This window comes from Mesorhizobium sp. CO1-1-11 (genome assembly GCF_020164995.1).
Classification (GTDB): domain Bacteria; phylum Pseudomonadota; class Alphaproteobacteria; order Rhizobiales; family Rhizobiaceae; genus Mesorhizobium; species Mesorhizobium australicum.
Window position 1 is genome coordinate 60,187 of the sequence record NZ_JAIUHE010000002.1, and the last position, 24,744, is coordinate 84,930.

The 24,744-nt window shown below is 62.2% G+C and carries 31 protein-coding genes and 1 pseudogene; 21 read left to right on the top strand and 11 right to left on the bottom strand.

Annotated features, from left to right (window positions below; genetic code table 11):
- Window positions 1–51 precede the first annotated feature (51 nt).
- Together LB554_RS02250 and LB554_RS02255 are read left to right on the top strand one after the other, a co-directional pair.
- Entirely contained in the window at window positions 52–1,125 is a 1,074-nt protein-coding gene (locus tag LB554_RS02250; protein WP_141906854.1) for a branched-chain amino acid ABC transporter substrate-binding protein, read from the top strand.
- On the top strand, window positions 1,125–2,147 hold the full coding sequence (locus LB554_RS02255) for a P1 family peptidase (RefSeq protein WP_141906853.1): 1,023 nt from the start codon (window positions 1,125–1,127) through the stop codon (window positions 2,145–2,147). The genes LB554_RS02250 and LB554_RS02255 overlap by 1 nt, the downstream gene beginning before the upstream one ends.
- A gap of 18 nt (window positions 2,148–2,165) precedes the next feature.
- Here LB554_RS02255 and LB554_RS02260 read toward each other — a convergent pair whose 3' ends face one another.
- Window positions 2,166–2,420 (bottom strand): DUF2171 domain-containing protein, encoded by a 255-nt coding sequence (locus tag LB554_RS02260; RefSeq protein ID WP_015318126.1) that lies wholly within the window; start codon window positions 2,418–2,420, stop codon window positions 2,166–2,168.
- A gap of 146 nt (window positions 2,421–2,566) precedes the next feature.
- On the opposite strand from LB554_RS02260, the gene LB554_RS02265 reads away from it, so the two are divergent.
- Genes LB554_RS02265 through purB form a run of 3 tightly spaced genes read left to right on the top strand, consistent with a single transcriptional unit; the run spans window position 2,567 to window position 5,178 of the window.
- Complete coding sequence (locus LB554_RS02265; RefSeq protein ID WP_015318127.1) at window positions 2,567–3,289, top strand: DUF2259 domain-containing protein; 723 nt, start codon at window positions 2,567–2,569, stop codon at window positions 3,287–3,289.
- Window positions 3,290–3,345: 56 nt separating this feature from the next.
- Window positions 3,346–3,810: a hypothetical protein gene (locus LB554_RS02270; RefSeq protein ID WP_015318128.1), complete on the top strand. Its 465-nt coding sequence runs from the start codon at window positions 3,346–3,348 to the stop codon at window positions 3,808–3,810.
- A 60-nt stretch (window positions 3,811–3,870) separates the two neighbouring features.
- On the top strand, window positions 3,871–5,178 hold the full coding sequence (gene purB, locus LB554_RS02275) for an adenylosuccinate lyase (RefSeq protein ID WP_224582974.1): 1,308 nt from the start codon (window positions 3,871–3,873) through the stop codon (window positions 5,176–5,178).
- Between the two features lie 48 nt (window positions 5,179–5,226).
- Here purB and LB554_RS02280 read toward each other — a convergent pair whose 3' ends face one another.
- Window positions 5,227–6,039: a VOC family protein gene (locus LB554_RS02280; RefSeq protein ID WP_141906851.1), complete on the bottom strand. Its 813-nt coding sequence runs from the start codon at window positions 6,037–6,039 to the stop codon at window positions 5,227–5,229.
- Between the two features lie 244 nt (window positions 6,040–6,283).
- Here LB554_RS02280 and LB554_RS02285 point away from each other — a divergent pair, with 244 nt between their 5' ends.
- A complete protein-coding gene (locus LB554_RS02285; protein WP_140616988.1) occupies window positions 6,284–6,832 on the top strand; it encodes an RBBP9/YdeN family alpha/beta hydrolase in 549 nt (182 codons plus the stop codon).
- 173 nt (window positions 6,833–7,005) lie between these two features.
- Complete coding sequence (locus LB554_RS02290; RefSeq protein WP_224582975.1) at window positions 7,006–8,298, top strand: acyltransferase family protein; 1,293 nt, start codon at window positions 7,006–7,008, stop codon at window positions 8,296–8,298.
- Here the strand turns inward: LB554_RS02290 and LB554_RS02295 are convergent.
- A complete protein-coding gene (locus LB554_RS02295; protein ID WP_140717434.1) occupies window positions 8,205–8,978 on the bottom strand; it encodes an HpcH/HpaI aldolase family protein in 774 nt (257 codons plus the stop codon). The two genes, LB554_RS02290 and LB554_RS02295, sit on opposite strands and share 94 nt — an antisense overlap.
- 110 nt (window positions 8,979–9,088) lie before the next feature.
- Window positions 9,089–9,409, bottom strand: coding sequence for a DUF1476 domain-containing protein (locus tag LB554_RS02300; protein WP_015318134.1), 321 nt, complete (start codon window positions 9,407–9,409; stop codon window positions 9,089–9,091).
- 274 nt (window positions 9,410–9,683) lie between these two features.
- Here LB554_RS02300 and purC point away from each other — a divergent pair, with 274 nt between their 5' ends.
- The 7 genes from purC (at window position 9,684) to LB554_RS02335 (ending at window position 13,485) form a co-directional block, all read left to right on the top strand.
- A complete protein-coding gene (gene purC / locus LB554_RS02305; RefSeq protein ID WP_013532127.1) occupies window positions 9,684–10,478 on the top strand; it encodes a phosphoribosylaminoimidazolesuccinocarboxamide synthase in 795 nt (264 codons plus the stop codon).
- Between the two features lie 42 nt (window positions 10,479–10,520).
- Window positions 10,521–10,763, top strand: a complete 243-nt coding sequence (gene purS / locus LB554_RS02310; RefSeq protein ID WP_015318135.1) for a phosphoribosylformylglycinamidine synthase subunit PurS — start codon at window positions 10,521–10,523, stop codon at window positions 10,761–10,763.
- 19 nt (window positions 10,764–10,782) lie between these two features.
- Window positions 10,783–11,037: a hypothetical protein gene (locus LB554_RS02315; protein ID WP_224582976.1), complete on the top strand. Its 255-nt coding sequence runs from the start codon at window positions 10,783–10,785 to the stop codon at window positions 11,035–11,037.
- A complete protein-coding gene (gene purQ, locus LB554_RS02320; protein WP_015318137.1) occupies window positions 11,034–11,702 on the top strand; it encodes a phosphoribosylformylglycinamidine synthase subunit PurQ in 669 nt (222 codons plus the stop codon). Before LB554_RS02315 ends, purQ begins: the two co-directional genes overlap by 4 nt.
- Window positions 11,703–11,766: 64 nt before the next feature.
- The gene (locus tag LB554_RS02325) at window positions 11,767–12,432 is read left to right on the top strand and encodes a glutathione S-transferase family protein (protein ID WP_224582978.1); all 666 of its coding nucleotides are present in this window, start codon (window positions 11,767–11,769) and stop codon (window positions 12,430–12,432) included.
- Window positions 12,429–12,836 (top strand): hypothetical protein, encoded by a 408-nt coding sequence (locus LB554_RS02330; RefSeq protein ID WP_224582980.1) that lies wholly within the window; start codon window positions 12,429–12,431, stop codon window positions 12,834–12,836. The genes LB554_RS02325 and LB554_RS02330 overlap by 4 nt, the downstream gene beginning before the upstream one ends.
- A gap of 7 nt (window positions 12,837–12,843) precedes the next feature.
- Window positions 12,844–13,485, top strand: coding sequence for a Pr6Pr family membrane protein (locus tag LB554_RS02335; protein ID WP_224582982.1), 642 nt, complete (start codon window positions 12,844–12,846; stop codon window positions 13,483–13,485).
- A gap of 8 nt (window positions 13,486–13,493) precedes the next feature.
- Here the strand turns inward: LB554_RS02335 and LB554_RS02340 are convergent, their stop codons facing one another.
- Window positions 13,494–13,745, bottom strand: a complete 252-nt coding sequence (locus LB554_RS02340; protein WP_224582984.1) for a DUF1127 domain-containing protein — start codon at window positions 13,743–13,745, stop codon at window positions 13,494–13,496.
- A 92-nt stretch (window positions 13,746–13,837) separates the two neighbouring features.
- On the opposite strand from LB554_RS02340, the pseudogene LB554_RS02345 reads away from it, so the two are divergent.
- Window positions 13,838–15,266 (top strand): annotated as a pseudogene (locus LB554_RS02345) (PLP-dependent aminotransferase family protein).
- Window positions 15,267–15,341: 75 nt separating this feature from the next.
- Here the strand turns inward: LB554_RS02345 and LB554_RS02350 are convergent.
- Window positions 15,342–15,506 (bottom strand): hypothetical protein, encoded by a 165-nt coding sequence (locus LB554_RS02350; protein ID WP_015318143.1) that lies wholly within the window; start codon window positions 15,504–15,506, stop codon window positions 15,342–15,344.
- A gap of 237 nt (window positions 15,507–15,743) precedes the next feature.
- Between LB554_RS02350 and purL the strand changes: the two genes are divergently transcribed.
- The 5 genes from purL to LB554_RS02375 all read left to right on the top strand — a co-directional run bounded on the left by purL (window position 15,744) and on the right by LB554_RS02375 (window position 20,846).
- The gene (purL, locus tag LB554_RS02355) at window positions 15,744–17,975 is read left to right on the top strand and encodes a phosphoribosylformylglycinamidine synthase subunit PurL (protein ID WP_224582987.1); all 2,232 of its coding nucleotides are present in this window, start codon (window positions 15,744–15,746) and stop codon (window positions 17,973–17,975) included.
- A gap of 7 nt (window positions 17,976–17,982) precedes the next feature.
- Window positions 17,983–18,570 (top strand): hypothetical protein, encoded by a 588-nt coding sequence (locus tag LB554_RS02360; RefSeq protein ID WP_224582989.1) that lies wholly within the window; start codon window positions 17,983–17,985, stop codon window positions 18,568–18,570.
- A 122-nt stretch (window positions 18,571–18,692) separates the two neighbouring features.
- Window positions 18,693–18,926, top strand: a complete 234-nt coding sequence (locus LB554_RS02365) for a BolA/IbaG family iron-sulfur metabolism protein (RefSeq protein ID WP_015318146.1) — start codon at window positions 18,693–18,695, stop codon at window positions 18,924–18,926.
- A gap of 150 nt (window positions 18,927–19,076) precedes the next feature.
- Window positions 19,077–19,412, top strand: a complete 336-nt coding sequence (grxD, locus tag LB554_RS02370; RefSeq protein ID WP_013895877.1) for a Grx4 family monothiol glutaredoxin — start codon at window positions 19,077–19,079, stop codon at window positions 19,410–19,412.
- A 204-nt stretch (window positions 19,413–19,616) separates the two neighbouring features.
- Window positions 19,617–20,846 (top strand): multidrug effflux MFS transporter, encoded by a 1,230-nt coding sequence (locus tag LB554_RS02375; protein WP_263484967.1) that lies wholly within the window; start codon window positions 19,617–19,619, stop codon window positions 20,844–20,846.
- Window positions 20,847–20,865: 19 nt separating this feature from the next.
- On the opposite strand, the gene LB554_RS02380 is transcribed toward LB554_RS02375, so the two are convergent.
- From LB554_RS02380 to rpsD, 4 genes are all read right to left on the bottom strand, one after another.
- Window positions 20,866–21,099 (bottom strand): hypothetical protein, encoded by a 234-nt coding sequence (locus LB554_RS02380; RefSeq protein WP_224582991.1) that lies wholly within the window; start codon window positions 21,097–21,099, stop codon window positions 20,866–20,868.
- Between the two features lie 231 nt (window positions 21,100–21,330).
- The gene (locus tag LB554_RS02385) at window positions 21,331–22,158 is read right to left on the bottom strand and encodes an inositol monophosphatase family protein (RefSeq protein WP_224582993.1); all 828 of its coding nucleotides are present in this window, start codon (window positions 22,156–22,158) and stop codon (window positions 21,331–21,333) included.
- Window positions 22,148–23,035: a tRNA 2-thiocytidine(32) synthetase TtcA gene (ttcA, locus tag LB554_RS02390; protein WP_224582995.1), complete on the bottom strand. Its 888-nt coding sequence runs from the start codon at window positions 23,033–23,035 to the stop codon at window positions 22,148–22,150. The genes LB554_RS02385 and ttcA overlap by 11 nt, the downstream gene beginning before the upstream one ends.
- Window positions 23,036–23,187: 152 nt before the next feature.
- Window positions 23,188–23,805, bottom strand: coding sequence for a 30S ribosomal protein S4 (gene rpsD, locus LB554_RS02395; RefSeq protein ID WP_023773182.1), 618 nt, complete (start codon window positions 23,803–23,805; stop codon window positions 23,188–23,190).
- Window positions 23,806–24,178: 373 nt separating this feature from the next.
- On the opposite strand from rpsD, the gene LB554_RS02400 reads away from it, so the two are divergent.
- Window positions 24,179–24,373 carry a hypothetical protein gene (locus tag LB554_RS02400; protein WP_140874111.1) on the top strand — a complete coding sequence of 65 codons (195 nt, stop codon included), beginning with the start codon at window positions 24,179–24,181 and terminating at the stop codon, window positions 24,371–24,373.
- A gap of 84 nt (window positions 24,374–24,457) precedes the next feature.
- Here LB554_RS02400 and LB554_RS02405 read toward each other — a convergent pair whose 3' ends face one another.
- Window positions 24,458–24,640, bottom strand: coding sequence for a DUF3008 family protein (locus tag LB554_RS02405; protein WP_015318153.1), 183 nt, complete (start codon window positions 24,638–24,640; stop codon window positions 24,458–24,460).
- Window positions 24,641–24,744: the final 104 nt, after the last annotated feature.

Here is a 24,744-nt window from a genome sequence, read left to right on the forward strand (position 1 = left end):
GGAATTTGACGCCTGCGCGACGTCGCGGGCTTGGAGGAATTCTTCGGCAGCATGCGATCCGGGGCAACCATAACCGCAGCGCTGGCCTGGCTGTTCATGGCCGGCGCCGCCAGCGCACAGACGCTCACGATTGGTGTCGCAGCACCCCTGTCGGGACCATCGGCCATCCTCGGCAGGCAGATCGAGGCTGGCGCCGGGCTCGCGGCAGAGGTGGATGGCATCCAACTCAAGACTGTTGATGACGCCTGCACCGGCGATGGCGGCGCCGCGGCGGCCAGGGAATTCGTGGCAGCCAAGGTCAATGTCGTGATCGGCTTCCTCTGCACGGAGGCGATCGAGGCGGCGATGCCTGTCCTTAAGGACGCCAATATTCCCGCCATCACCGTTGGTGTGCGAACCGAAAGCCTGACCGACCGCCGCGCCAAGACCGGCTGGCCGGTTTATCGCCTCGGCCCGCGAGGCGACGACGAGCGCAATGCCGTCGCCTCCACCCTTACCCGCCTATGGCAGAACGAGCTGTTCGCGATCATTGACGACGGCACTATCTATGGCCGCGAGATGGCGGAAACATTTCGTGCTGCTGCCGAGCAGGCGGCACTGAAACCGGTCTTCGTCGACACGTTCCGGCCGCAGCTCGACAACCAGATCGGCCTGATGGGACGGTTGAAAAAGGCCGGCGCCACGCATGTCTTTGCCGGCGGCGATGGCGACGACATCGCCATTATGGGGCGCGATGCCGCCCAGCTCCAGACGGGCATCGTCCTTGCCGGCGGCGAAAACCTGCGCACGCCGCCCGGCGACGTGCCTTACGCGACCGGCACGCTGATGATCGCGCCACCCGAATGGGCCGATGTCGCGGATCCCAAGGTGCTGGAAAGCTTCTCCGCGCACAAGATCGTGCCGGACGGCTACGCCCTGCCGGCTTATGCTGCGGTCGAGATCGCCAAGGCCGCATCGTCGGACGCAGCAGGCTCCGGCGGGCCGCTGGCCGAGGCACTCACCGGGCATGATTTCACCACGGCGATCGGATCGGTCCGCTTCGACGACAAGGGCGACCTCAGCCAGAGCCTCTACCGTGTCTTCCGCTTCGACGGCACCCGCTTCGTGCCCTTGGAAAACAACTGATGTTCCGCACCGGTCCACGCAATCTCATCACCGATGTCATGGGCCTGCGCGTTGGCAATGCTTCCGACGCGAGGCTGAAGTCCGGCCTGACGACCGTCCTTTGCGACGAGCCGGCGGTCGCGGGAGTCCAGATTCTTGGCGGCGCGCCTGGCACCCGCGAGACGGATCTGCTGGAACCGCACAATTTGGTGGAGACGATCCATGCCGTGGTGCTGTCGGGCGGTTCTGCTTTCGGGCTCGATGCTGCCTCCGGCGTGCAGGCCGCACTGCGCGAACGCGGCATCGGCTTCGAGGTTGGCGGCTTCCGCGTACCGATCGTGCCGGCGGCGATCCTCTTCGACCTGCGCAATGGCGGCGACAAGGACTGGGGCCGCTATCCCCCCTATCGCGACCTCGGCTACGAGTCGGTGCAGACTGCCGCTGTCGATTTCCAATTTGGCACGGCGGGCGCCGGAACCGGTGCACTGACGTCGGGGCTGAAGGGTGGCCTGGGTTCCGCCTCGACACTGCTGGACAATGGGATCACCATCGGCGCGCTGGCCGCCGTCAACCCGACCGGCTCGGTGACCGTCGGCCGCACCCGCCATTTCTGGGCGGCACCCTTCGAAATCGGCGATGAATTCGGCGGGCTTGGTTATCCCTCGCCCATGCCCGAGGACGCGAAGCGGATTTTGCTGAAATACCGGGACAAGGATCACGGACGGCAGTTGGACAGCGGCGGCAACACGACCATCGCGGTCATTGCCACGGACGCGGTTCTCACCAAGGCCGCCGCCAAACGCCTGGCAATTTCGGCGCATGACGGCTTCGTACGCGCCATCTGGCCGACCCATACGCCGGCCGACGGCGACCTGGTGTTCGCGCTGGCCACCGGCAATAGCGGGGTCGAACTGACCGCCGACGCGGCAATCGACCTCTACGCCGCCGCCGGCGCCACTATGGCGCGCGCCATCAGCCGTGGCGTGTTTGCCGCGACGCCAGCCGACAACGACCTGTTTCCCGTCTGGTCGTCACGTCACTAGGCTGGCTAAAGCCGTCGATCAAACCGGATCGGATTTTTCTTCCTCGAACGTCACCGCGACATCGGAATTCGCGGACAGCCACACCTTCTTGCCATCGACCTCGGCAACCAGGGCCAGTGAAATATAGTGGTGATGGCCCTTGTGAGCCCCCTCGCCACTGTCGGCCTTGGTCAGCTTGATGCGCTGGCCATCGACCTTGTCGACGGTGCCGATATGCACGCCGTCGGCGCCGACGACGTCCATGTGCTCACGAATTTTGCTGGTGTCGGTCATGTTAGCTTCTCCATTGGGGTGGGTTTCCCTTGGGACTGCCGACAATAACAAATGACGAGCGGTTTGGATGCATCGGCCTTGGTCCGCACGACGTTTTGATCTCGTCGTGCTAGGGATGAAGCGATCAGGCCGAAGGAGCGATGACAATGCGGACGCTTTTCCTGTTTGCCGTTTGCCTGGCCACGCAGTTCGCGGCGTCGATTGCCCAGGCCGGCGATGTCGCGGAGCTCGAAATCCTGGGCTTCACCCGGGATGGCGGCGTGTTCGCCTTCGAGGAGTACGGCATCCAGGACGGGTCGGGCTTTCCCTATGCCAACCGGTATTACATCGACACGAGCAACGACAGCTTTCTCAAGGGCACGCCGGTCAGGGTCCGGCTCGACGACGAGAAGGCAACGCTCGACGCTGCCCGCCTTCAGGCCCGGCAAAAGGGCGAGGCCATTGTCAGCCAGGCCGAGCTGAGTGCCAACCGCGGCATCACCGCCGGCTCCAACCCGGTGACCGAGCTTTCGGCCGATCCACATCGCATAGTGGTCAATCCGCGACCGATCTTTTCCCCTGTCGACCAGCCGCTCGAGTTCCGGCTCGACGAGATCGGCATGAATGACACCGAAAGTTGCGCCAGCCAGGGCGAGATCAATGGCTTCCGGCTGCTGCGTATCGAGGCGCGGGATGGCGGCACCACCAAATTGCTGCACGAGGACAAAGCGATCCCCAAGAGCCGGGGCTGCCCGAACGGCTACCGCATCGGCGCGGTGCAGACGTTCTCGATGGACAGCCTCAGCGCTTATGCGGTGCTGATCGCGGTGCGCCAGTATGGCTTCGAAGGGCCGGACTTTCGCTGGATCGCCGTGACCGGCCGCCTGTGACAGAGCTTGTCCAACCCGTCAGGCGCAATCGCGCCCTGCACCACCTTCGCGGCGCCATGCCGACACTGCGTGCAGCGCTTCTCGGTGCGCTGCTGTGGGCCGCCGCCATGGGCGCCAGCGCACTCGTCAACCTGTTGCTGGACAATTGGGTGACGCCGGGCAAGATCCGCACCGTGTCCCTGCTGTTTGCCGTCGGCGGCGCCCTGGCCTTTCCGGTTGGCCTCTTTGCCGCACGGCTGGTTTCGCTCGGAAGGGGCCGGGAGGTCGCCTTCGCGGCGATATTCGTAGGGCTTGCTGCCGCAACGATCGGCCTCACCGCCCTGCTGTATGCCCTGCAATACCGCTCCTACTATGCCGAATGGCATGCGCCCGTATTCACCCTCACCTGGGGCTTTCAGCTCGCCTTCACGATGGCGGTGGCGTCCTACCAGTTCGTGGTGCTGGGCATCCGGCTCTATTTCCCGCTTGGTTTCGTCGCCTTGTTCGCCGTCAGCCTCTGGTTTGCACGGCAGCAGCGTTGAGCATTTGGCCCGCCTCTGTTAGGACGCGGACAAATCCCTCCGATACATCAGGAATGACCGATGATCCCTCGCTATTCCCGGCCGGAAATGGTCGCCATCTGGTCGCCCGAAACCCGGTTTCGCATCTGGTTCGAAATCGAGGCCCATGCCTGCGACGCGCTGGCCGAACTGGGGGTCATCCCCAAGGAAGCGGCCAAAACGATCTGGGAAAAGGGAAGCGCGGCCGAATTCGACGTCGAGAAGATCGACGCGATCGAGCGCGTCACCAAGCATGACGTTATCGCCTTCCTCACCCATCTTGCCGAATTCGTCGGGCCCGACGCGCGCTTCATCCATCAGGGCATGACGTCTTCGGACGTGCTCGACACCTGCTTTGCGGTGCAACTCACCCGCGCCAGCGACATTTTGCTGGCCGACATCGATACGTTGCTTGCAGCGCTCAAGCGCCGCGCCTTCGAGCACAAGGACACCGTCACCATCGGCCGCAGCCACGGTATCCATGCCGAGCCGACGACCTTCGGCATAAAGCTGGCGCAGGCTTATGCCGAATTCTCGCGCTGCCGCGAGCGGCTGGTGCACGCGCGCGAAGACATTGCCACCTGTGCGATTTCGGGCGCGGTCGGAACCTTCGCCAACATAGAGCCCTATGTCGAGGAACATGTGGCTCGTAAGCTCGGACTGAAGCCGGAACCGGTGTCGACGCAGGTGATTCCGCGCGACCGCCACGCCATGTTCTTCGCGACCCTCGGCGTTATCGCCTCCTCGATCGAGCGGCTGGCGATCGAGGTCCGGCATCTGCAGCGCACCGAAGTGCTGGAAGCGGAAGAGTATTTTTCGCCGGGCCAGAAAGGCTCGTCGGCGATGCCGCACAAGCGCAACCCGGTGCTGACCGAAAACCTCACCGGCCTTGCCCGCATGGTGCGTTCCATGGCGCTGCCGGCGATGGAGAACGTTGCGCTCTGGCATGAGCGCGACATCTCGCACTCCTCGGTCGAGCGCATGATCGGCCCGGACGCCACCGTGACGCTCGATTTCGCGCTGTCACGCCTGACCAGCGTCGTCGACAAGCTGGTCGTCTATCCCGACAACATGCTGAACAACATGAACAAGTTTCGCGGCCTCGTGCATTCGCAACGCGTCATGCTGGCGCTGACGCAGGCCGGCCTGTCACGCGAGGATTCCTACCGGCTGGTGCAGCGCAACGCCATGAAGGTGTGGGAACAAGGCGCTGATTTTCTTGAGGAACTTCTGGCCGACGAGGAAGTGACAGCCGCACTGCCGGAGGCGCAAATCCGCGAGAAATTCGACCTGGGCTACCACACCAAGCACGTCGACACGATCTTCAAGCGGGTGTTCGGAGGGGCATGAGCTTTCCTTCTCCCCGTTACGGGGAGAAGGTGCCGTGATGACGTCCAATCAAGCCTTACCCGGCACGGTCCTGATCACCGTGCCCCAAGGATCCTCACGGCTCGTTTCGCTGGTCACATTGTCCGAACGCATCTCGACCCAGGCAAGGCCCGAGCGGGAGGGATCGCGGCGGCCGGCGCCGGCGCTTTGCCAGGCATTGGCGCCGATGTGGTGGTGATAATGCCCCGACGACAGGAACACCGCCTGGCCGCCATATTTGGCGACCGTGTCGAAGCCGAATTCCTGGTTCCACCAGGCTTCGGCCTCTTCCGGTCTGCCGACGCGCAGGTGGACATGGCCGACAATGCTGTTTTCCGGCGCGCCTTGCCATCCCGCATCGCCGGCCGGCACTTCGGCAACGACAGACGGAATGTTCATCCGCTCGGTCGCCATGGCGATCTTGTCGCCGTTCCATTTCCAATCCTGCGGGCGGCGGTCGGCATAGATTTCGATGCCGTTGCCCTCGGGATCGGTCAGGTAGAGCGCTTCGCTGACCAGATGGTCCGAAGCGCCCTCGATAGCGATCTTGTCTGAGATGGCGTGGTTGATCCAGCGTCCGAGATCGGCACGGCTGGGCAGCAGGAAAGCCGTATGGAACAGGCCGGCGCTGCGCGGATCGTCCGGTTTGGCGGAGCTGTCCGGCTCAAGCACCATCAGCGGACGGCTGCCGGCACCGAGCGTGATCGCGCCGTCGGCGCGGCTCAATTCCTGCAGTCCGACGACTTTGCGATAATAGGCGGCAAGACTTTCGGCATCACGCGCCTTCAGGCCGACGCGGGCGACGCTCACCGGCGTGGTGGCGGCAAATGGCAATTCGCTCATCATTGTCTCCGTTGCGGCGACGTCTCGCGAAGCTCCCAAAGCGAGGAGTCCGGCGGCGCCGATCACTCTACGTCGTGTCAGCGCCAAAATCCCGGTCCTCCACGGCTGTTTCTCTCCCGACAGAGATCGTCGATCTTCATCGTTCACACAAGACAGCGAAAAGCGAACATGGTGTTCACCGTTGCGACCGGAAGCCTGCCCATCAACGGTTGCATGAGGCAATCGCGCTCGCTATCTGAGCGCCATGAAAGTCAAGGACGCAGATATTCTGATCATTCCCGGATACACCAATTCGGGGCCTGAGCATTGGCAGACCCGCTGGCAATCGAAGCTGTCCACGGCGCGCCGCGTCGAGCAAGCGGAATGGTCGAAGCCGGTGCGCGAGGACTGGACGGCGAGTGTGGCCAAGGCGGTCAACGAGGCCGAGAGACCTGTCGTTCTCGTCGCTCACTCACTTGGAGTGGCCGCGGCCGTACAAGCCATTCCGCAGTTCCGGAAGCCGGTCGCCGGCGCCTTCTTCGTGGCACCGCCGGACGTCGCGAATCCCAAGATCAAGCCAAGACATCTGATGACCTTCGGCCCTTATCCTCGCGAACCGCTGCCGTTTCCCTCCATCGTGATCGCCAGCCGCAACGACCCCTTCTGCCCTTTCGATGTCGCCGAGGACATCGCCGGCGCCTGGGGCTCGCTGTTCATCGATGCCGGAGAAACCGGCCATCTCAGCGAGGATTCAGGCTTTGGCCCCTGGCCCGAGGGATCGATGACCTTCGCCAAGTTCCTGACGGACCTCTGAGGCGTGCCAAAATCAACGCACGATGGCATTCGATCAAACTGCAGGACTCGAATAAATAATAATTTAAGAGGGCCAGCGTTAACTATTCAGAAGCAGTGGAAATTGCTTTCTGGATGATCATCCGTGCTTGAACCGGGCTGCCAATTCTTCGCCCTTGAAACAGAGGTCAATGCTTGCGCAAGGACGCTTCACTCGAATTCTTGAGAGGTGCCGCAGCGCTTATCGTTCTCAATTGGCATATCTTGTGTGCTTTTGCGCCGTCCGCGGCGGGCGAAGAGGAGGCTGCGCAATCGCTCAAGACAAGTCTGGCTTTCATCGCTTTCAATGGCGGCTCTGCCGTCTACTTGTTTTTCGTCCTCTCTTCCTATGTGCTTGTGAAGCGTTATTTCCAGTCCCGCGACGCACAAGACCTTCGGCTGGGTGCGATCAAACGTTTGCCTCGTCTGGCTGGACCCGTGCTTGTTGTGGTTCTATCGTCCTGTGTCATCTTCAAGCTCGATCTGTATTTCTTCGAGGATGCAGCGGCGGTCGCTCAATCTGAGTGGCTCGGCAGATTCGGCAATGCTTCAAAGGTACTGTCGCGGGAGACAGCGAGTTTCTCCGACGCATTCCTGCAAGGAGCGTGGCGGACATTCATTTACGGCGACAAATATTACGACAGCAGCCTGTGGACCATGACGATCGAGTTCTGGGGCAGCATGCTGACCTTCGCCCTCGCCCCGATCGTCTTTTTCTTCCAAGGCCGCTGGGCGCTATTGTCGTGGTTTTGCATAGCAACAGGCGTATTCTTGGCGGTGCAAGTCAGCTTCTTTTTTTGTGCCTTTCCGGCTAGCCTCCTACTCTATCCGCTTCTCGCCATGGGATTTCGCCCGAATCGATGGGTGAGAGGGGCCATGGCGATTATTTCGCTGGTGCTGCTGGGTTATGCAGGAGATGCTGTCGGAATATACCGGCCCTTCGCCGTGCTCGATATTGCAGCTTCCGATATCGGTTTGCGGCAAGCTTGCGTGGCCATCCCGGCAAGCATCATGCTGGTTTACGCCGTGCTGAGCATGGATGACCCACCGTCGTGGCTCTCCGGCAAGGCCGCACGTTTCCTGGGCGACCTGTCTTTCCCGCTCTACCTCGTGCATGTACCCGTTATCTGCTCGTTGGGATCATGGGCGCTGTTGGCAAGCGACTCCGCCGCACTCGGCGCTGCCGCCGCGATATCTGGGTCGATCCTCGCGGCATTGCCGCTGATGGCTTTCAACAACTGGTGGGTCCAGGCGCTCGGCGCTTTGTTCGACAGGATCAGACGCGGCGGATCGGCCGCCACGGCGCTCGCGGTGCAAAGGCCTGAGCAACACGCTGGCGACAGCAGTCCGCTGGTTCAGGATCCGATCGAGTCCCGCATGTCCTTGAGCAAGGTCCTTGCTCCCAATGAAATCAGCGCGTGCTCGGAACCCGTGGCGAGCAGGCGATAGCCCATCGACACGACGCGGCCGGCGATAGCCGGTTCGACGACATAGATCGCCGCATGCTTGCCGGCCTTGCGGGTGCGTTCGGCAACCGAAGCCACCGTCTCCATCATGCTTTCCAGCGTCGAATTGACCGTGGTGCCGTTGGTCCAGGCGATCGAGAAGTCGGACGGCCCGAGGAAAATGCCGTCGATGCCCGGCGTGTCGAGGATACCGTCAAGCGCATCGAGCGCGGCGCGCGTCTCGACCATGGCAAAAGCCATGGTGCGCTGATTGGTGTCGCGCAGCCATTCGGCATAGTCGCCCTTGCCATGGCGGGGAAAGGCATAGGTCGGACCCCACGAGCGCTCGCCGAGCGGGGGATACTTCATGGCCGCGGCGAACAGCTTTGCATCGGCCACCGAGTTGACCATCGGCGCAATGACTGCTTCGGCGCCAAAATCGAGAGCACGGCTGGCCATGTCGAAACGGCCAACGGGAATGCGCACCAGCGCCGGCTTGCCCAGGGCCAGCACGGGTGCCAGGCCGCGCAGGACGCTGTCCTCGTGATGGCCGCCATGCTGCATGTCGAGTGTCACGGCATCGAAGTCCTGCCTGGCGAGGATCTCCACGGTCAAGGCGTCCGGCACGCCCGACCAGGCGGTTACCAGCGTTTCATCTGCGGCAAGACGGGACTTCAGGGACATCTAATCTCTTTCCTCGTGAACGTCGGCAGTTTCAGCCGGAAACCGCCGCAAAGGCAAAGAAAAACCGCCCGGATCGGCCGGGCGGTCGATTGGGCCAGAAAGCGGCCGGATCAGGTGTTCTTGATCTGCTCGATCGCCTGCGCCATCATTTCGTCCATGGTGCGGCGGATCTGGTGATCGGACTGCTCGACGCCGGCGGCATCGAAATCCTTGCGGATCTTGCGGAACACGTCGTGGTCGCCGGCTTCCTCGATGTCGGAAACAACGACTTCCTTGGCGTAGGCGTCGGCATCGGCGCCGGACTTTCCGAGCTTTTCGGCTGCCCACAGACCAAGCGCCTTGTTGCGCCGCGCCGAAGCCTTGAACCGAAGCTCCTCGTCGAATGCGAATTTGCGCTCGAAGCCCTCTTCGCGGTCTTTCATGCTGCTCATGGCGTCCCTCCGGTCAAATCCGATTCGTTGGCAATGGATATGTGTGTTGCCGAAGCACAAACCAAAAGGTCGCGGGCCGGTCAATATGCTTCGTCATATGCTGCGCTGCGGCATTTCAGTCTCGAAAGCGGTTGATTGAAAGGATTTGCCGATTGAGCAAACCGTGTGATTGGGATAGACCCGGCATTGAACGTCACCGTCGCCGCATTAATTCAGGCGGACGGACAGGAAGTGGTCGCTTGCCGCCTGTCCGCAAATCCAGAGAAAAATTCAAATGAAAAATCGCCGCCGCATTTATGAAGGCAAGGCCAAGATCCTCTATGAGGGACCCGAGCCGGGCACGCTGATCCAGTTCTTCAAGGACGACGCAACCGCGTTCAACAAGAAGAAGCACGAGGTCATCGACGGCAAGGGTGTGCTCAACAACCGCATTTCCGAATACATCTTCAATCATTTGAACCGCATGGGCATCCCGACCCACTTCATCCGCCGGCTCAACATGCGCGAGCAGCTGATCAAGGAAGTCGAGATCATCCCGCTCGAGGTGGTGGTGCGCAATGTCGCCGCCGGTTCGCTGTCCAAGCGCCTCGGCATCGAGGAAGGCACCGTCCTGCCGCGCTCGATCATCGAATTCTATTACAAGGCCGACGCACTCGACGATCCGATGGTTTCGGAAGAGCACATCACGGCGTTCGGCTGGGCAAGCCCGCAGGAGATCGACGACGTCATGGCGCTGGCCATCCGCGTCAACGATTTCCTCTCCGGCCTGTTCATGGGGGTCGGCATCCAGCTCGTCGACTTCAAGATCGAGTGCGGTCGCCTGTTCGAGGGCGACATGATGCGCATCGTCGTGGCCGACGAGATTTCGCCGGATTCCTGCCGCCTGTGGGACGTGGCGACGCAGGACAAGCTCGATAAGGACCGTTTCCGCCGCGACATGGGCGGCCTCGTCGAGGCCTATCAGGAAGTCGCCCGCCGCCTCGGCATCATGAACGAGAACGAGCCGCCGCGTCCTACCGGTCCGGTGCTTGTCGCCTCGACCGATGGCCTCAAAGGCAAGCCGCACTGACAGCGGCTTGCGCCCAACGTTCAGAACAGGAGCATGTCCAGCGTGATCAAGGCCCGCATTACCGTCACCCTCAAGAATGGTGTGCTCGACCCGCAAGGCAAGGCGATCGAACACGCGCTGTCGGGGCTGGGCTTCGATGGCGTCGGCCAAGTGCGGCAGGGCAAGGTGTTCGACGTCGAGCTTTCGGAAAGCGACAAGGGCAAGGCCGAGGCCGATCTCAAGGCCATGTGCGACAAGCTGCTGGCGAACACTGTAATTGAGAATTATAGTGTGACGCTTACCTGAAGTTGTGCCGGAGGAACTGATGGCCGAGCGCGATGGAAGCTTGATATTTGAAGGCCGCAAGTCCATTCAATCACGGTTGGACAGGATGGATTTGACGCTCGGAGAGGTAAAATCCGAGCTTGGCTCCATCTGCGGTCATCTGATAGCCACCGAGAGTGACGTGAAGAACATCTATGGCGTGCTCGCTCGCCGGGATGATTGGCTAGAACATATCGAGCGCCGTCTCGACCCGCGCGAACTTGCCGAAGCACAAAGGCCTTACGAACCAAAATGAAATCAGCCGTCGTCCTTCTCCCTGGTCTCAACCGCGACCGCGACATGATCGCGGCGCTGACCAAGATTTCCGGACAGGCGCCGGCAACCGTCTGGCAGACCGACACCGAAATTCCCGATGTCGACCTGATCGCCATCCCAGGCGGTTTTTCCTTTGGCGACTATCTGCGCTGCGGCGCGATCGCGGCACGCATGCCGGTCATGCGGGCGGTCGCCGAAAAGGCGGCCAAGGGCGTCATGGTCATCGGCGTTTGCAACGGTTTCCAGATCCTCGTCGAGGCCGGTCTGCTGCCAGGTGCGCTGATGCGCAACACCTCGCTGAAATTCGTCTGCCGGCAGGTCAAGCTCGAGATCGCCAACGCCAACACCATGTTCACGCGTCGCTACCAGCCGGGCCAGATCATCCGCTCGCCGGTGGCGCATCACGACGGGAATTACTTTGCCGACGCCGACACACTTGCCCGTCTCGAGGGCGAAGGCCAGGTGGTGTTCCGCTATGCCGAAGGCACCAACCCGAACGGCTCGATCAACGACATTGCCGGCATCGTCAACGAACAAGGCAATGTGCTCGGCCTGATGCCGCATCCCGAGAATCTGATAGAAGCAGCGCATGGCGGCAATGACGGCAGAGCGCTGTTCGAAGGCGCCTTGGGCATTGCCGCTTGAGGTTTGCAACTGCAACCTTAAGAATTGCGGCAATTAAAGATCATAGCGTGAGGGAGAGACGGTCATGAAACTCTATTCGCGGCCGTTGTCGCCCTACTCTTCGATCGTGCGGGCGCTGGCCTATATCAAGGACGTGCCGATCAAGATCATCGCGCCGCCGCCCGGTTTTCCGATCCCCGAGGCGTTTCGCGCCATCTCGCCGATGAACCGGATTCCGGTTCTGATCACCGGCTCAGGCGAAACGATCGTCGAATCGGTGGTGATCGCCGAATATCTCGAGGAACGGTTTCCCGAACCGGCTCTGTTGCCGCCCGATTCGAAGGACCGCGCGCTGGTGCGCATGTTTGCCCGCATCGTCGATCTCGACGTACTCACACCGACGATGAAGCTTTTCGAACTGCATTTCGTGCCGAAGCGCGACATTGCCGAGATCGACGCCCAATTCGCCCGTCTGCACCATGGGCTGGCCGCCATCGAGGCACGCATGGCGCAAGGCCCCTTCGCGCTCGGCAGCGACATCAGTTTCGCCGATGCCTGGCTGACGCCGACGCGGTTCATCTTCAACAATTTCCGCGCCATGACCGGCCGCCACGACCTGCTCGACGCCTATCCCAGATTCGATGCCTATGAGCAGATCGCTTCGCAGCATCCGGCATTGTCCAGGGTGTGGGGCGAGATGACCGACGGCCTGAAGATCTTTCTGTCCGAACTCGAAATGGGTGCCGCTTGATCAAGAACAGGACGATCGCCCTGATCGCCGTGTCAGGCTTTGCCTTGGCATCTTGCCAATCGAGCCCCAAGAGCACGCCCGTGCCGTCCGGCAAGAGCGCCGCGCTGCTCTCCATGGAACAGGTGGCGATATCGGCCCACAAATGCTGGATCGCCAGCAAGGATCCGGCCTTCAAGCAGTATCAGATGGCCAATGAGCTGAACTCGTTCAGCGGCACGCCGCGCTTCCTTCTGGTGCCGGCCAAGCACTATGGCGGCAAACCGTTGCTGGTCGTGCAGGCACAGGGCAATTCAAGCCGTGTCGACGTCTTCGGACCGTTGATGAACGACCCGCTCGGCGCACGCATCAGCTCTGATGTCGCGCGCTGGCAGGCGGGCAACCCGGCCTGCGCGGCCACCGCCTGAGCCTGCCATGGGTCGGTTCCTGCAGATCGCGGGATTGTTTGTTGGCCTGATAGCGCTCGCTTTGCAGTTCTCGATCACCATTCCGGCTTCGATGGTAGCGGGCCGCGGCCTGCTCGGCTCGATCGTGTTCTATTTCAGCTTCTTCACCATCCTGACCAACATTGGCGCCGTGCTGATCCACGCTTCGCTGTTGTCATCCAGCTTCTATGCATGGCTGCCGGCCTTTGCCGGACCGCGGATGCGCGCGGGCGTCGCGGCTTCGATCACCCTGGTGTTCACCGTCTATGCCACGGTTCTGGCGCGGCTCTGGCAGCCGCAAGGCCTGTTCCTGCTCTGCGACATCCTGCTGCACTATGTGACGCCGGTGCTGTTCGTGCTGTGGTGGCTGATATCGGGCGCCGATGGCAGGACGCGATGGAGCGACATCTCCTGGTGGGTGCTCTATCCCATCGCCTATCTGGCCTATGCGCTGGCGCGCGCGCCGCTGGCGGGCGAAGTGCCCTACCCCTTCCTCGATGTCGTCAGGAACGGCGTTGAGAGCGTCGCCATGGCCGCGCTCGCCATAACCACGCTTTTCCTGGTGATATGCATCGTCGCCGTTTTCGTCGACCACGCTATCGGGCGCCTCGGGAGCAAAGGCATCCGATAGACGGGTCGCTATTCCCAGAGCGGCTTGATGCCTTCGCGGTGAGCGTCGCAGCGCGAGATGCCGATGTCCTTGAGTTGATCGTCGGTCATCTCCAGCAGCGCCAGCCGGCCGCGCCGGCGCTCCAGCAGGTGGTCGATCCATTTCGCCAGCGAACTGAGCACTTGCACAATTCGGCCGGCGAAGCCGCGCTGCCCGGACGGGCGAGCAGGCTGACCGAGCAATTGGATTGCCGAGTGGCGGAATGGTCCGATTGTATTCATTTTCTTCTGCCAAATGTCAATTGCACCCTTGGTTGGGTGCACTGCCGATATGTATTGACTCCCAAAACGGTGCAATATAGAAAATTGTCACCATGACAAATTGGGTTCCAGATCTCACCGGTTCAGGCCCGCTGTATCAGCGTCTCGCGGATTCCATCGAGGCGGATATCGATCGAGGAGTGATCGGCGCGGGGGCAAAACTGCCGCCACAGCGCGACCTTGCCTACGACATCGGCGCCACGGTCGGCACCGTCGGGCGGGCCTATCAGTTGCTGCGCGAGCGCGGTCTCGTCAGCGGCGAAGTCGGACGCGGGACCTATGTGCTTAGCCAGAACATCGGGGTTACGAAGCCGGAGGCGCCCGACACCAGCGTGGAGGGCACGCGCTATGTCGATGCCCCCAAGGGCAAGTTGCGGTTCGACAGCACGGCAGCCCCTGATATCGGCCAGGGCGCCGTTGTAGCCGACGTCCTGTCGCGCACCGCACAGGACCATCCGCATGAGATCTCAAGTTACACGCGCGACTTCCCGGATCGCTGGTACGAAGCCGGCGCCCGTTGGCTGTCCCGGAATGCCTTCCGGCCAACGATCGATACAATTGTGCCTACCCTCGGTACCCACGCCGCGGTGATGGCCGCGATCGCGGCCCTGACCACGCCCGGCGACTATGTCGCCTTCGAGCACCTCACCTACTCCCAGATTTCCCGCAGCGCCCGCCGATCCCCCCCCCCCCCCCCCCCCCCCCCCCCCCACCGCGCTGGTTGCATCGGACGATGAAGGCCTCGATCCGGCGGATTTCGAACGCGTCTGCGCGCAAAAGCACCCCAAGATGATCTTCCTGATACCGACGGCGCAGAATCCGACCTTGGTGACCTTGTCGTCGGCTCGACGCGAGGCGATCGCGCGTATCGCCCGTGATTACAACGTCATCCTGATCGAGGATGACCTCTACGGCCATTTGACCGACGACCCGACACCGCTGCTTGCCGAATTCGCGCCCGAGCGCACCATCATCGCCGGCGGCCTGTCGAAGTCGGTCGCCGCCGGACTGCGCGGCGGCTGGCTCTCCTGCCCGCCCGCCTATCGCCATCGCATCCGGGTCGCCCACAAGATGATGACCGGCGGCATGCCATTCCTGCTGGCGGAGGTGAATGCCCGGCTGGTGCTTTCCGGCCAGGCCAGCGAAATCCGCAAGCGCAGCATCGCGGAGATCAGCGCCCGCATGTTCATAGTGCGCGAAAGTTTGGCGGGCTTCTCATTCAGATCGCACGACAAGGTGCCGTTCGTCTGGCTCACCCTGCCCGATCCCTGGCTTTCCGGCACGTTCAAGAATGCCTGCCTGGAGCATGGCGTGCTGATCGACGATGAGGATGAATTCAAGGCGGGGCGCTCGGAGCGGGTTTTCCATGGGGTGCGCTTCGGTGTTTCGCAGCCGAGCGGGCGCGAGGATGTTGCCGGCGGCGTCGCGGTGATCAGGCGGCTGCTGGACGAGGGCCGCGCGGGCTACGACAGTTTTTCCTGAACCGTTCGCGGCCACCCGCCCTGCTGCCTCGAGACGTCGACTTGCGACACTGGACTTGTCAGAACCAGACCCGGATCAACCTTCGGCCTTGAAGTTCTTGGCTTCCTTCTCGGCTTTTTCCTTGCCGTGCTTCTCAGCCAATTCCTTGGCCTGCCGCGGCGAAACGTCGGTGGTCTCCGCGATATGGAGAGCTTCCTTGTCCGAGAGGCGATTGTCGTTCTTGCCTTGCTTGGTAGCCATGATTCTGTCTCCTCGGTGATAGGGACCTAACGACCGGGGCATCGGAGCGTTCCCCATTTTGGTTTTGCGGGGACTTGAAAGCTGGGTGGACGCCTTTCGCTGCTCACCAAAAGGCCTGCCGCGATCTATCGCCCTGTTGCTTTCTGCCTTTTTCCTCAGCCGACGGGTGTATCGACCGCAAGGCTTGCGATAAGAGGAGACTCAAAATCCCTGCTCCATGGACATAAATCGCCGCCCATGACCACTTCCAATTCCGTCCCGATCACATCAGACCTCATCGCCTCGCATGGGCTGAAGCCCGATGAGTATCAGCGCATATTGGACCTGGTCGGTCGCGGGCCGAGCTTCACCGAACTCGGCATCTTCTCGGCGATGTGGAACGAGCACTGCTCCTACAAATCCTCGAAGAAATGGCTGCGCACCTTGCCGACCACCGGCCCGCAAGTCATCCAGGGCCCGGGCGAGAATGCCGGCGTGGTCGACATCGGTGACGGCGACTGCGTCGTCTTCAAGATGGAAAGCCACAACCATCCCTCCTTCATCGAGCCCTACCAGGGTGCGGCGACGGGCGTCGGCGGCATCTTGCGCGACGTCTTCACCATGGGCGCGCGGCCGATCGCGGCGATGAACGCGCTGCGCTTCGGCGCGCCCGACCATCCCAAGACCAGGCATCTGGTCGCGGGCGTGGTTTCCGGCGTCGGCGGCTACGGCAATGCCTTCGGCGTGCCGACGGTCGGCGGCGAGGTCAATTTCGACGCCCGCTACAACGGCAACATCCTGGTCAATGCCTTTGCCGCGGGCCTTGCCAAGACCGATGCCATCTTCCTGTCCGAGGCAAAGGGCGTCGGCCTGCCGGTCGTCTATCTGGGCGCCAAGACCGGCCGCGACGGGGTCGGCGGCGCCACCATGGCCTCGGCCGAATTCGACGACAAGATCGACGAGAAGCGCCCGACCGTGCAGGTCGGCGATCCCTTCACCGAAAAATGCCTGCTGGAGGCCTCTCTCGAACTGATGGCTTCGGGCGCCGTGATCGCCATCCAGGACATGGGTGCTGCCGGCCTCACCTGTTCGGCGGTCGAAATGGGCGCCAAGGGCGACCTCGGCATCGAACTCGACCTCGACAAGGTGCCGGTGCGCGAGGAGCGCATGAGCGCCTACGAGATGATGCTGTCGGAAAGCCAGGAGCGCATGCTGATGGTGCTGCGCCCTGAAAAAGAGAAGGAGGCCGAGGCGATCTTTCACAAATGGGGCCTCGACTTCGCCATCGTCGGCAAGACCACCGACGATCTGCGCTTCCGCGTGCGGCACCAGGGGAACGAGGTCGCCAACCTGCCGATCAAGGATCTCGGTGACAAGGCTCCCGAATACGATCGCCCTTGGGTCGAGCCGAAGAAGCCGGCGCCGCTTGCCGCCAACGATATCCCGCAGGCCGACCTCGCCGATGCGCTGCTGAAGCTGCTTGGCGGACCGGACCTGTCTTCGCGCCGCTGGGTGTGGGAACAGTACGACACACTGATCCAGGGCAATTCGCTGCAGCTTCCGGGCGGCGACGCCGGCGTGGTGCGGGTCGAGGGCCATCCAACCAAGGCGCTGGCCTTCTCCTCCGATGTGACGCCGCGCTATTGCGAAGCCGACCCCTACGAGGGCGGCAAGCAGGCGGTGGCCGAATGCTGGCGCAACCTGACCGCCACCGGCGCGCTGCCGCTCGCCGCCACAGACAATCTCAATTTCGGCAATCCCGAACGGCCTGAGATCATGGGCCAGTTGGTGGGCGCGGTGAAAGGCATCGGCGACGCCTGCCGGGCGCTTGGTTTCCCGATCGTGTCGGGCAATGTCTCGCTCTACAACGAGACCAACGGCCAGGGCATCCTGCCGACACCGACCATCGGCGGCGTCGGCCTGATATCAGACTGGTCGAAGATGGCGCGGATCGGTTTCGCCGCGGAAGGCCAGATGATCCTGCTGGTCGGCGCACCGGCTTCCTGGGGAACGCATCTTGGCCAGTCCGTCTATTTCAGGGATATCCACGGCCGCAGCGACGGCCCGCCGCCGCCGGTCGACCTCGAACACGAGAAGCGCGTCGGCGACCACGTACGCTCGTTGATCGCTGCCGGCATCGTCACGGCCGCGCATGACGTCTCAGATGGCGGCATTGCGGTGGCGCTGGCCGAAATGGCGATGGCGTCGGGCATCGGCGCGACCGTTCCCGGGCTTGTCGGTACCGATCCGATCCCGGTCTGGTTCGGTGAAGACCAGGGCCGCTATCTCCTGACGTTGTCGATCGATCCGCATGGCGATGAATGGGACGCCATCCGCAAGCAGCAGGGCGAACTCGGCATTTTCGCGCCGTGGATCGGCTCGACCGGCGGCGCCGCGTTGAAGCTCGGCGATGCCAGGGCAATCCCGGTCAGCGACTTGACCGCCGCCCATGAAGGCTGGTTCCCGCGCTTCATGGATCAGGCCAGTTGACCAGGGCATGATCCTGAAAGGTGGAAACCGGTTTTCTCGGACAAAGGGAAAACCGTTTTGTCCAGAGATCCTGCTCAATCATAAGAAACTGGCCGTCCGGGCGCTGCTTGCAGTGGTCTTCTGGCCGTCGCTGTTCTTCTTCTGGTGTCTCGGGCCGTTCGTCTTCTTCCTGCTCTCGACGACATCGAGCGAGGTTTGTCCCAGGCTGGAAACGCGCGGAGAATTCCTCGCCGCGGCCAACGGCACGCTTCCGATGCTTGTCCTGCAGAACCTCATCTATGCGGTTCCGATCATCTGCCTGCTGCTTTGGAACCGGCTTCTGCCGGACCAGGCGCGGACGAGACACGTCGTCACCTGCATGAAGCTCTTCGCCGTCTCGGCCGTTTTGGGGGCCTTGTGGGAGTACGGCTCTTCGCTTGTCTGCGATGGTTACAGCCAGCCGTTCTTCTCGCCCGCCTGGCGAATGACCAGCTATCTGCCGATCGCCAACATGGCGGTCAACCTCCCGCTCTACGTGCTGGTCTTCAGCCTTGGCCGCGCCTTCTCGATGCGCGAGGATGAGCCGGCGCAGGGGCCGGGTGAACCCATCGCCTGAACACCAACAGAATGGACACTGGACAGAACCGCTTCAATCCGGATTGGAAAGGCTTTAGGCTTGCCCGACTCTCATCATATGGGCCGCCGCACCGCCGCCCTTCCGAAACAGGAATTTCCGCAATGGCAATGGACGCCCACGACATCGAAAAACTGATCAAGGACGGCATACCGGATGCCCGTGTGACGATTCGCGACCTCGCCGGTGACGGCGACCATTACGCCGCTGAGGTCGTGGCCGAGAGCTTTCGCGGAAAAAGCCGCGTCCAGCAGCATCAGATGGTCTATGACGCGCTGAAGGGCAATATGGGCGGCGTGCTGCACGCGCTGGCGCTGCAGACCAGCGTTCCCGACTGAGGCATTCCACCCGACACGCTTGGCCCAAAGCCGCCCGTTCTTTGCGCCATCCGGGTGATGGCATGGCTAAAGTCTTGTTTCGGGCAACCTATGGGTTTATTTGAGGGACATGTTTCGAGCCTGACTCCCACAGGCGTGAAAGGATATTCCATGAGCGGCATCAACGACTACATCGACAATGAAGTGAAGGGCAACGACGTCGTCCTTTTCATGAAGGGCACGCCCGGCTTCCCGCAATGCGGATTTTCCGGCCAGGTCGTCCAGATCCTCGACTATATCGGCGCCGACTACAAAGGCGTGAACGTTCTGGACTCCGCCGAACTGCGCCAGGGCATCAAGGACTATTCCAACTGGCCGACGATCCCGCAGCTCTACGTCAAGGGCGAATTCGTCGGCGGCTGCGATATCATCCGCGAAATGTTCCAGGCCGGCGAATTGCAGACCTTTCTGGTCGAGAAGGGCGTGAGCGTCAAAGGCGCCGCTTGACTTCAGTTTTGGGCGTGTCGGTATCGACATGCCCAAGCCACCGGGGCGGCCCCACCTCGGCAATTTTACAAGCCCGGATCCCGGGACCAAGACGAGCCAAATGCGCCGGCCCGCCGGCGCGTTTTCGTTTGAGAGATCGGACTTGCCGTGGACCAGCAGAAATCAGCGCCGCAAGGGGCAAGCACCTCGCCTCGGGCAAGCCAATTGCCGATTCCGCGCTGGGAGTTCATCGCGCTCTGCGCGGCGCTGATGGCGCTCAATTCGCTGGCCATCGACATCATGCTGCCGGCGCTGCAGCAGATCGGTGCCTCGCTGGGGGTCGAGAACGAAAATCATCGGCAATATGTGGTCACCGCCTACATACTGGGTTTCGGCGGCGGCCAACTGTTCTTCGGGCCGATCTCGGACCGGTTCGGGCGCCGATCGCCGCTCGTCGCCGGCCTGATCATCTATGTGGCGGCGGCCGCCGCGGCCGCTATCGCGCCGAGCTTTGAAACGCTCTTGATATGCCGCGCCGTGCAAGGCCTTGGCGCGGCTGCCACGCGCGTCATAGCGGTCTCGATCGTGCGCGATACATTCGACGGCCGGCGTATGGCCGAAGTCATGTCGCTGATCTTCATGGTGTTCATGGCGATCCCGGTCGTGGCTCCAGGCATCGGCCAGTTCATCATGCTGTTCGCGACCTGGCATTGGATATTCGTCACCATGGCCGTCGGAGCCATGATCGTCTCGGCGTGGTCGCTGCTGCGCCTGCCCGAGACGCTGCACCCCGAATATCGCCGGCCACTGACGGTTTCATCCATCCTCGGCGGCTTCCGCATCGTGCTCACCAACCGCATCGCGCTCTGCTATGCCTTCGCCAGCACCTTCATCTTCGGCGCCATGTTCGGCTTCATCGCCTCGGCGCAGCAAATCTACGTCAACATCTTCGACGTCGGCGAGATGTTTCCCGTCATTTTCGCCGGTGTCGCGGGCGTACTCGCCTTCTCCAACTATCTGAACTCGCGCCTCGTCGGCCGCGTCGGCATGCGCCGCCTGTCTCAAAGCGCGCTGTTGCTGTTTCTGGTGATCAGCCTGGCTTGGCTGGTGGTTTCACTGGAAACGAAGATGCCGCTCTGGCTGTTCATCACCTTCTTTGCCAGTGCCATGCTGCCGTTTGGCTGTCTTGGAGCCAATTTCAATGCGTTGGCCATGGAGCCGCTTGGCCAGCTGGCCGGCACGGCGTCATCGATCCTGGGTTTCATGCAGACTTTTCTCGGCGGCATTCTCGGCACGCTGATCGGGCAGGCTTTCAACGGCACGGTGACGCCGCTGGCCGCCGGTTTCTGCAGCGTCTCGGTGGCCGCGCTGCTGATGATCCTGTTTGCGGAACGCGGCAAGATGTTCCAGCCGCAGAACGCCCCCGTTTCAGGCCACGTCACCGACCTGCATTGATTGTCGTTTGCTGGTGGCGTCAGGATGCGCGTTCAAGCGCCGCCGTGAAGCGAGGAGAGAGCATCCGCCCCGCGATCGCTCCGCCCATGCCATTTGAAAAGGGCAATGGAAGAGCGTCGTCGAGCGCCTTGAGAATGGACGCCACGAAGGCTCGGCTGAGCCGCGGATCGACCCCCAGATCGGAATAGGTGGCGCGAGGCGTCCCGATCAGCGTCCCGTTGCGACGAAGCGAGAACTGGATGGTCAAGGACATGCCCGCGGTTCCGGGTGGCGGCTTCCAGCAGGCATAGATAGCGTCCGACATCTCCTTGATGGTGTCGATAGGATCGGGACTGTGACAGGGGCGTTCTTGCGCGATTGCCGCGTTCGCAAACGGCACCACGGCAAGAGCCGCCGCAAAAATTGCGAACCGAGGTTTCATCCGAGAGCCTCCGCCAAAACGCCCGACTCGATCATACAACGGTTCAAGCCACAGGAATTGGTCCTATTCCGCCCACAGCTCGCGGCGCAGTTCCTGCCAGCTGTCCTGGTCCGGCGCGACAAGCAGGCCGCCATCGACATGCGAAGGCAGATAGGCACTGCCGTCGATCCGAGCGGCATGGCCGCCGGCCTCCTGATGGATCAGCACGCCGGGCAGATGATCCCAGGGCATCAGCTTGTTGTAGACGACAAAATGCGCATGCCCGCTCGCCAGCAGGCGATATTCGTGAGCAGCGCAGCGATAGGCGAACTGCGACAGTGCCTTGGTCTGGTTGCGCGCCAGGCGTGAGCGCTCCGGTTCGTCGAGATATTGCCAGGACACCGCGCCGGTCATCTGCGAGATCGGCACTGGCGCCGCCACACGCACTTTCTCCATGCTGCCATGGGCATGCCTGATATGACTGCCGGCACCCCTGGCGGCGATGAGCCAGTCCTTGCCCACCGGATCATGGATAATGCCCGCGACCGTCTCCCCCCTGACCACGACCGCCAGCATGACGCCGAACAGCGGCACGCCGGACGCGAAATTGAAGGTGCCGTCCACCGGATCGACGGTGAACGCCAGTTCGGCATCTGCCAAGCCGTCGAGCAGCGCCGGATCTTCGGAGCAGGCCTCCTCGCCCACCACCATGGCAGAGGGATAGCGATCGCGCAGCCTGGCGGTGATCAGCCGCTCGGCGTTGACATCGGCCTCCGTCACCAGGTCGGCGGCGGAAGTCTTCTGCCTGATGTCGCCGTCGCCCAGTCGGCGAAAGCGCGGCATGATTTCGGCTTGGGCTGCCTCGGCCAGAATGCCGGCCAGCCAGTCGATCGCGGTGTCGTCAAATGTCATCGGAAATGTCTTGCCTGATCGCGAGGGTTTCATTGAGGGCGGCGAAATCGAACAGCTTTCGGTCGAGCAAATGCGACGGCCTGGTGTTGGACAGAGCGCGAATCATGGTGTCCTTGCGGCCGGGCATGCGCTTTTCGATGTCCTCGAGCATCGCTTTCATGGCGTTGCGCTGCAGCCCCTCCTGGCTGCCGCAGAGATCGCAAGGGATGATCGGGAACCGCATCGCGGCAGCGAATTTCTCCAGATCGATTTCGGCACAGTAGCTCAGCGGCCGCAACACCATCACATCGCCTTCGTCGTTGAGCAGTTTTGGCGGCATGGCGGCAAGCCGCCCGCCGTGGAACAGGTTCATGAAGAAGGTTTCGAGGATGTCCTCGCGATGATGGCCGAGGACCAGGGCCGAGCAGCCTTCCTCGCGCGCGATCCTGTAGAGATGGCCGCGCCGCAGCCGCGAGCAGAGCGAGCAATAGGTGCTGCCTTCAGGGAGCTTGTCGGTCACGACCGAATAGGTGTCCCGGTATTCGATACGGTGCGCTATGTCGTTGGTGTCGAGATAGTCGGGCAGGATATGCTTGGGGAAATTCGGCTGGCCCTGGTCGAGATTGCAGGCCAGCAACTCGACTGGCAGCATCCCGCGCCATTTGAGATCAAGCAACATGGCCAGCAGACCGTAGGAATCCTTGCCGCCCGACAGCGCGACCAGCCAGCGCTCGCCCGGCTTCACCATCGAAAAATCCTCGATCGCCTGGCGGGTCAGCCGCAGCAGTCGCTTGCGCAGCTTGTTGAACTCGACCGACGACGGCACATCGGCGAACAGCGGGTGAGAGCCGCCTTCGGCGGCCGGTTCTAGTGTTTCGATGTCTGGCTGCATGTTCATGGCGCGACGGCCCCGGATGTGACTTCCGCCCGGCTTAGCGCATTGTCTGGAAAATCGAAATTGATTTTAGCGACACACCCGCAAAGCGGGTGCCCGAAACAAAAAGGCCGCCTCGAGGGCGGCCTTTCCGGTATCGCAAAAAAAGCGTTCGCTTAGCGCGAGTAGAATTCGACGACCAGGTTCGGTTCCATCTGCACGGCGAACGGAACGTCCGCCAGGCCCGGGATGCGCGAGAAGGTCGCGACCATCTTGTTGTGATCGGCTTCGATGTAGTCCGGCACGTCACGCTCGGCGAGGCCAACCGATTCCAGGACGATGACCAGCTGCTTCGACTTTTCGCGCACTTCGACGACATCGCCCGGCTTGCAGCGATACGAGCCGATGTTGACGCGCTTGCCGTTGACGTTGACGTGGCCGTGATTGACGAACTGACGGGCGGCGAAAATGGTCGGCACGAACTTGGAGCGGTACACAACCGCGTCGAGACGCGATTCGAGCAGGCCGATCAGGTTCTCCGAGGTGTCGCCCTTGCGGCGATCGGCCTCTTCATAGACCTTGCGGAACTGCTTTTCCGACACGTCGCCGTAGTGGCCCTTCAGCTTCTGCTTGGCACGGAGCTGCAGGCCGAAGTCGGAAAGCTTGCCCTTGCGGCGCTGGCCATGCTGGCCGGGGCCGTATTCACGCTTGTTGACCGGGGACTTAGGGCGGCCCCAGATATTTTCGCCGAGACGGCGGTCGATCTTGTATTTCGCGGATTCGCGCTTGCTCATCGCATTCCCTTTCAAAGACAACACACCCGGCACCTCATGGTCCGGGTGAAGGAAACGCGCCCTCCTCTGGCCTCTGTTTTCGAGACCTGACAGGGTTTTCCCACGCAACGCGGCGGAAAACCCACGGGACACGTCAGTTCAAACAAGATCGGAAACGATTGTCGTGACAGATCTTGCGTATGCAAAACAAACACCGGACATCGCTGCCCGGCGTTGGCGGCTGGTTAAACCGAGATTTAACCGGTGTCAAGCTTGTGAGTGGCGCGGCGCAACGCAACCGTATAGCGTCCAAGGCGTTGATGCGATGCCGATGTGGCGGGAGGTTTGCGCCAGCGGCACCAGGAAGGGACTGGAGCTAGAGGAGCTTAATTGCATGAAGAAGTTTTTCCTTACCCTGGCAGGGGCCGCGGTGCTTGCCGGGTCGATGGCGGTGGCCCCTGAGCCGGCCATGGCGCGTCATTGGCACGGCCACAAGCAGGTCTGCCGCATCGTCGTGAAGAAGCGAGTGGTGTGGCGGCATGGCCATCGCAGGGTGATCGTCGAGAGAATACGGCGCTGCCGCTGGTAAGGCTGTTCAACGCCACAATTCCTGGGCCAGCGAACGTCGCTGGCCCTTTTTCATTCCAAGGTAGTCTGGCTCGAGCGCTCAATCCTAGGATTTTTTCTCCGGCAATCCCTTGCGCTTCGTCTCGGCGAATTCCTCGAGCTGCTTTTCATTCATCGATTCATACATGCCCTTGGAGGCGCCCTTGAGTTCGCTTTTCTTGGTCTCGCCGCGTTTGGCGGAGAGTGCGGCGCCGGCGGCTTTCTGCTGGGCTTTCGAAGTGGCTGGCATGGCGGGTCTCCTTTGCTGTCAGGAGAAACGCCACGCTTCGGCGGCGGTTCCAGCGCCAGTGGCGCTGCTCCCCGTCCGCCTGGTGCCAACCCTTGGCCGCGCTC

Bases quoted from the DNA above. Each gene is read 5' to 3' on its own strand.
- LB554_RS02250 (WP_141906854.1), top strand. From the start codon at position 52: ATGCGATCCGGGGCAACCATAACCGCAGCGCTGGCCTGGCTGTTCATG.
- LB554_RS02255 (WP_141906853.1), top strand. From the start codon at position 1,125: ATGTTCCGCACCGGTCCACGCAATCTCATCACCGATGTCATGGGCCTG.
- LB554_RS02260 (WP_015318126.1), bottom strand. From the start codon at position 2,420: ATGACCGACACCAGCAAAATTCGTGAGCACATGGACGTCGTCGGCGCC.
- LB554_RS02265 (WP_015318127.1), top strand. From the start codon at position 2,567: ATGCGGACGCTTTTCCTGTTTGCCGTTTGCCTGGCCACGCAGTTCGCG.
- LB554_RS02270 (WP_015318128.1), top strand. From the start codon at position 3,346: ATGCCGACACTGCGTGCAGCGCTTCTCGGTGCGCTGCTGTGGGCCGCC.
- purB (WP_224582974.1), top strand. From the start codon at position 3,871: ATGATCCCTCGCTATTCCCGGCCGGAAATGGTCGCCATCTGGTCGCCC.
- LB554_RS02280 (WP_141906851.1), bottom strand. From the start codon at position 6,039: ATGAGCGAATTGCCATTTGCCGCCACCACGCCGGTGAGCGTCGCCCGC.
- LB554_RS02285 (WP_140616988.1), top strand. From the start codon at position 6,284: ATGAAAGTCAAGGACGCAGATATTCTGATCATTCCCGGATACACCAAT.
- LB554_RS02295 (WP_140717434.1), bottom strand. From the start codon at position 8,978: ATGTCCCTGAAGTCCCGTCTTGCCGCAGATGAAACGCTGGTAACCGCC.
- LB554_RS02300 (WP_015318134.1), bottom strand. From the start codon at position 9,409: ATGAGCAGCATGAAAGACCGCGAAGAGGGCTTCGAGCGCAAATTCGCA.
- purC (WP_013532127.1), top strand. From the start codon at position 9,684: ATGAAAAATCGCCGCCGCATTTATGAAGGCAAGGCCAAGATCCTCTAT.
- LB554_RS02315 (WP_224582976.1), top strand. From the start codon at position 10,783: ATGGCCGAGCGCGATGGAAGCTTGATATTTGAAGGCCGCAAGTCCATT.
- purQ (WP_015318137.1), top strand. From the start codon at position 11,034: ATGAAATCAGCCGTCGTCCTTCTCCCTGGTCTCAACCGCGACCGCGAC.
- LB554_RS02325 (WP_224582978.1), top strand. From the start codon at position 11,767: ATGAAACTCTATTCGCGGCCGTTGTCGCCCTACTCTTCGATCGTGCGG.
- LB554_RS02335 (WP_224582982.1), top strand. From the start codon at position 12,844: ATGGGTCGGTTCCTGCAGATCGCGGGATTGTTTGTTGGCCTGATAGCG.
- LB554_RS02340 (WP_224582984.1), bottom strand. From the start codon at position 13,745: ATGAATACAATCGGACCATTCCGCCACTCGGCAATCCAATTGCTCGGT.
- LB554_RS02350 (WP_015318143.1), bottom strand. From the start codon at position 15,506: ATGGCTACCAAGCAAGGCAAGAACGACAATCGCCTCTCGGACAAGGAA.
- purL (WP_224582987.1), top strand. From the start codon at position 15,744: ATGACCACTTCCAATTCCGTCCCGATCACATCAGACCTCATCGCCTCG.
- LB554_RS02360 (WP_224582989.1), top strand. From the start codon at position 17,983: ATGATCCTGAAAGGTGGAAACCGGTTTTCTCGGACAAAGGGAAAACCG.
- LB554_RS02365 (WP_015318146.1), top strand. From the start codon at position 18,693: ATGGCAATGGACGCCCACGACATCGAAAAACTGATCAAGGACGGCATA.
- grxD (WP_013895877.1), top strand. From the start codon at position 19,077: ATGAGCGGCATCAACGACTACATCGACAATGAAGTGAAGGGCAACGAC.
- LB554_RS02380 (WP_224582991.1), bottom strand. From the start codon at position 21,099: ATGTCCTTGACCATCCAGTTCTCGCTTCGTCGCAACGGGACGCTGATC.
- LB554_RS02385 (WP_224582993.1), bottom strand. From the start codon at position 22,158: ATGACATTTGACGACACCGCGATCGACTGGCTGGCCGGCATTCTGGCC.
- ttcA (WP_224582995.1), bottom strand. From the start codon at position 23,035: ATGAACATGCAGCCAGACATCGAAACACTAGAACCGGCCGCCGAAGGC.
- rpsD (WP_023773182.1), bottom strand. From the start codon at position 23,805: ATGAGCAAGCGCGAATCCGCGAAATACAAGATCGACCGCCGTCTCGGC.
- LB554_RS02400 (WP_140874111.1), top strand. From the start codon at position 24,179: ATGAAGAAGTTTTTCCTTACCCTGGCAGGGGCCGCGGTGCTTGCCGGG.
- LB554_RS02405 (WP_015318153.1), bottom strand. From the start codon at position 24,640: ATGCCAGCCACTTCGAAAGCCCAGCAGAAAGCCGCCGGCGCCGCACTC.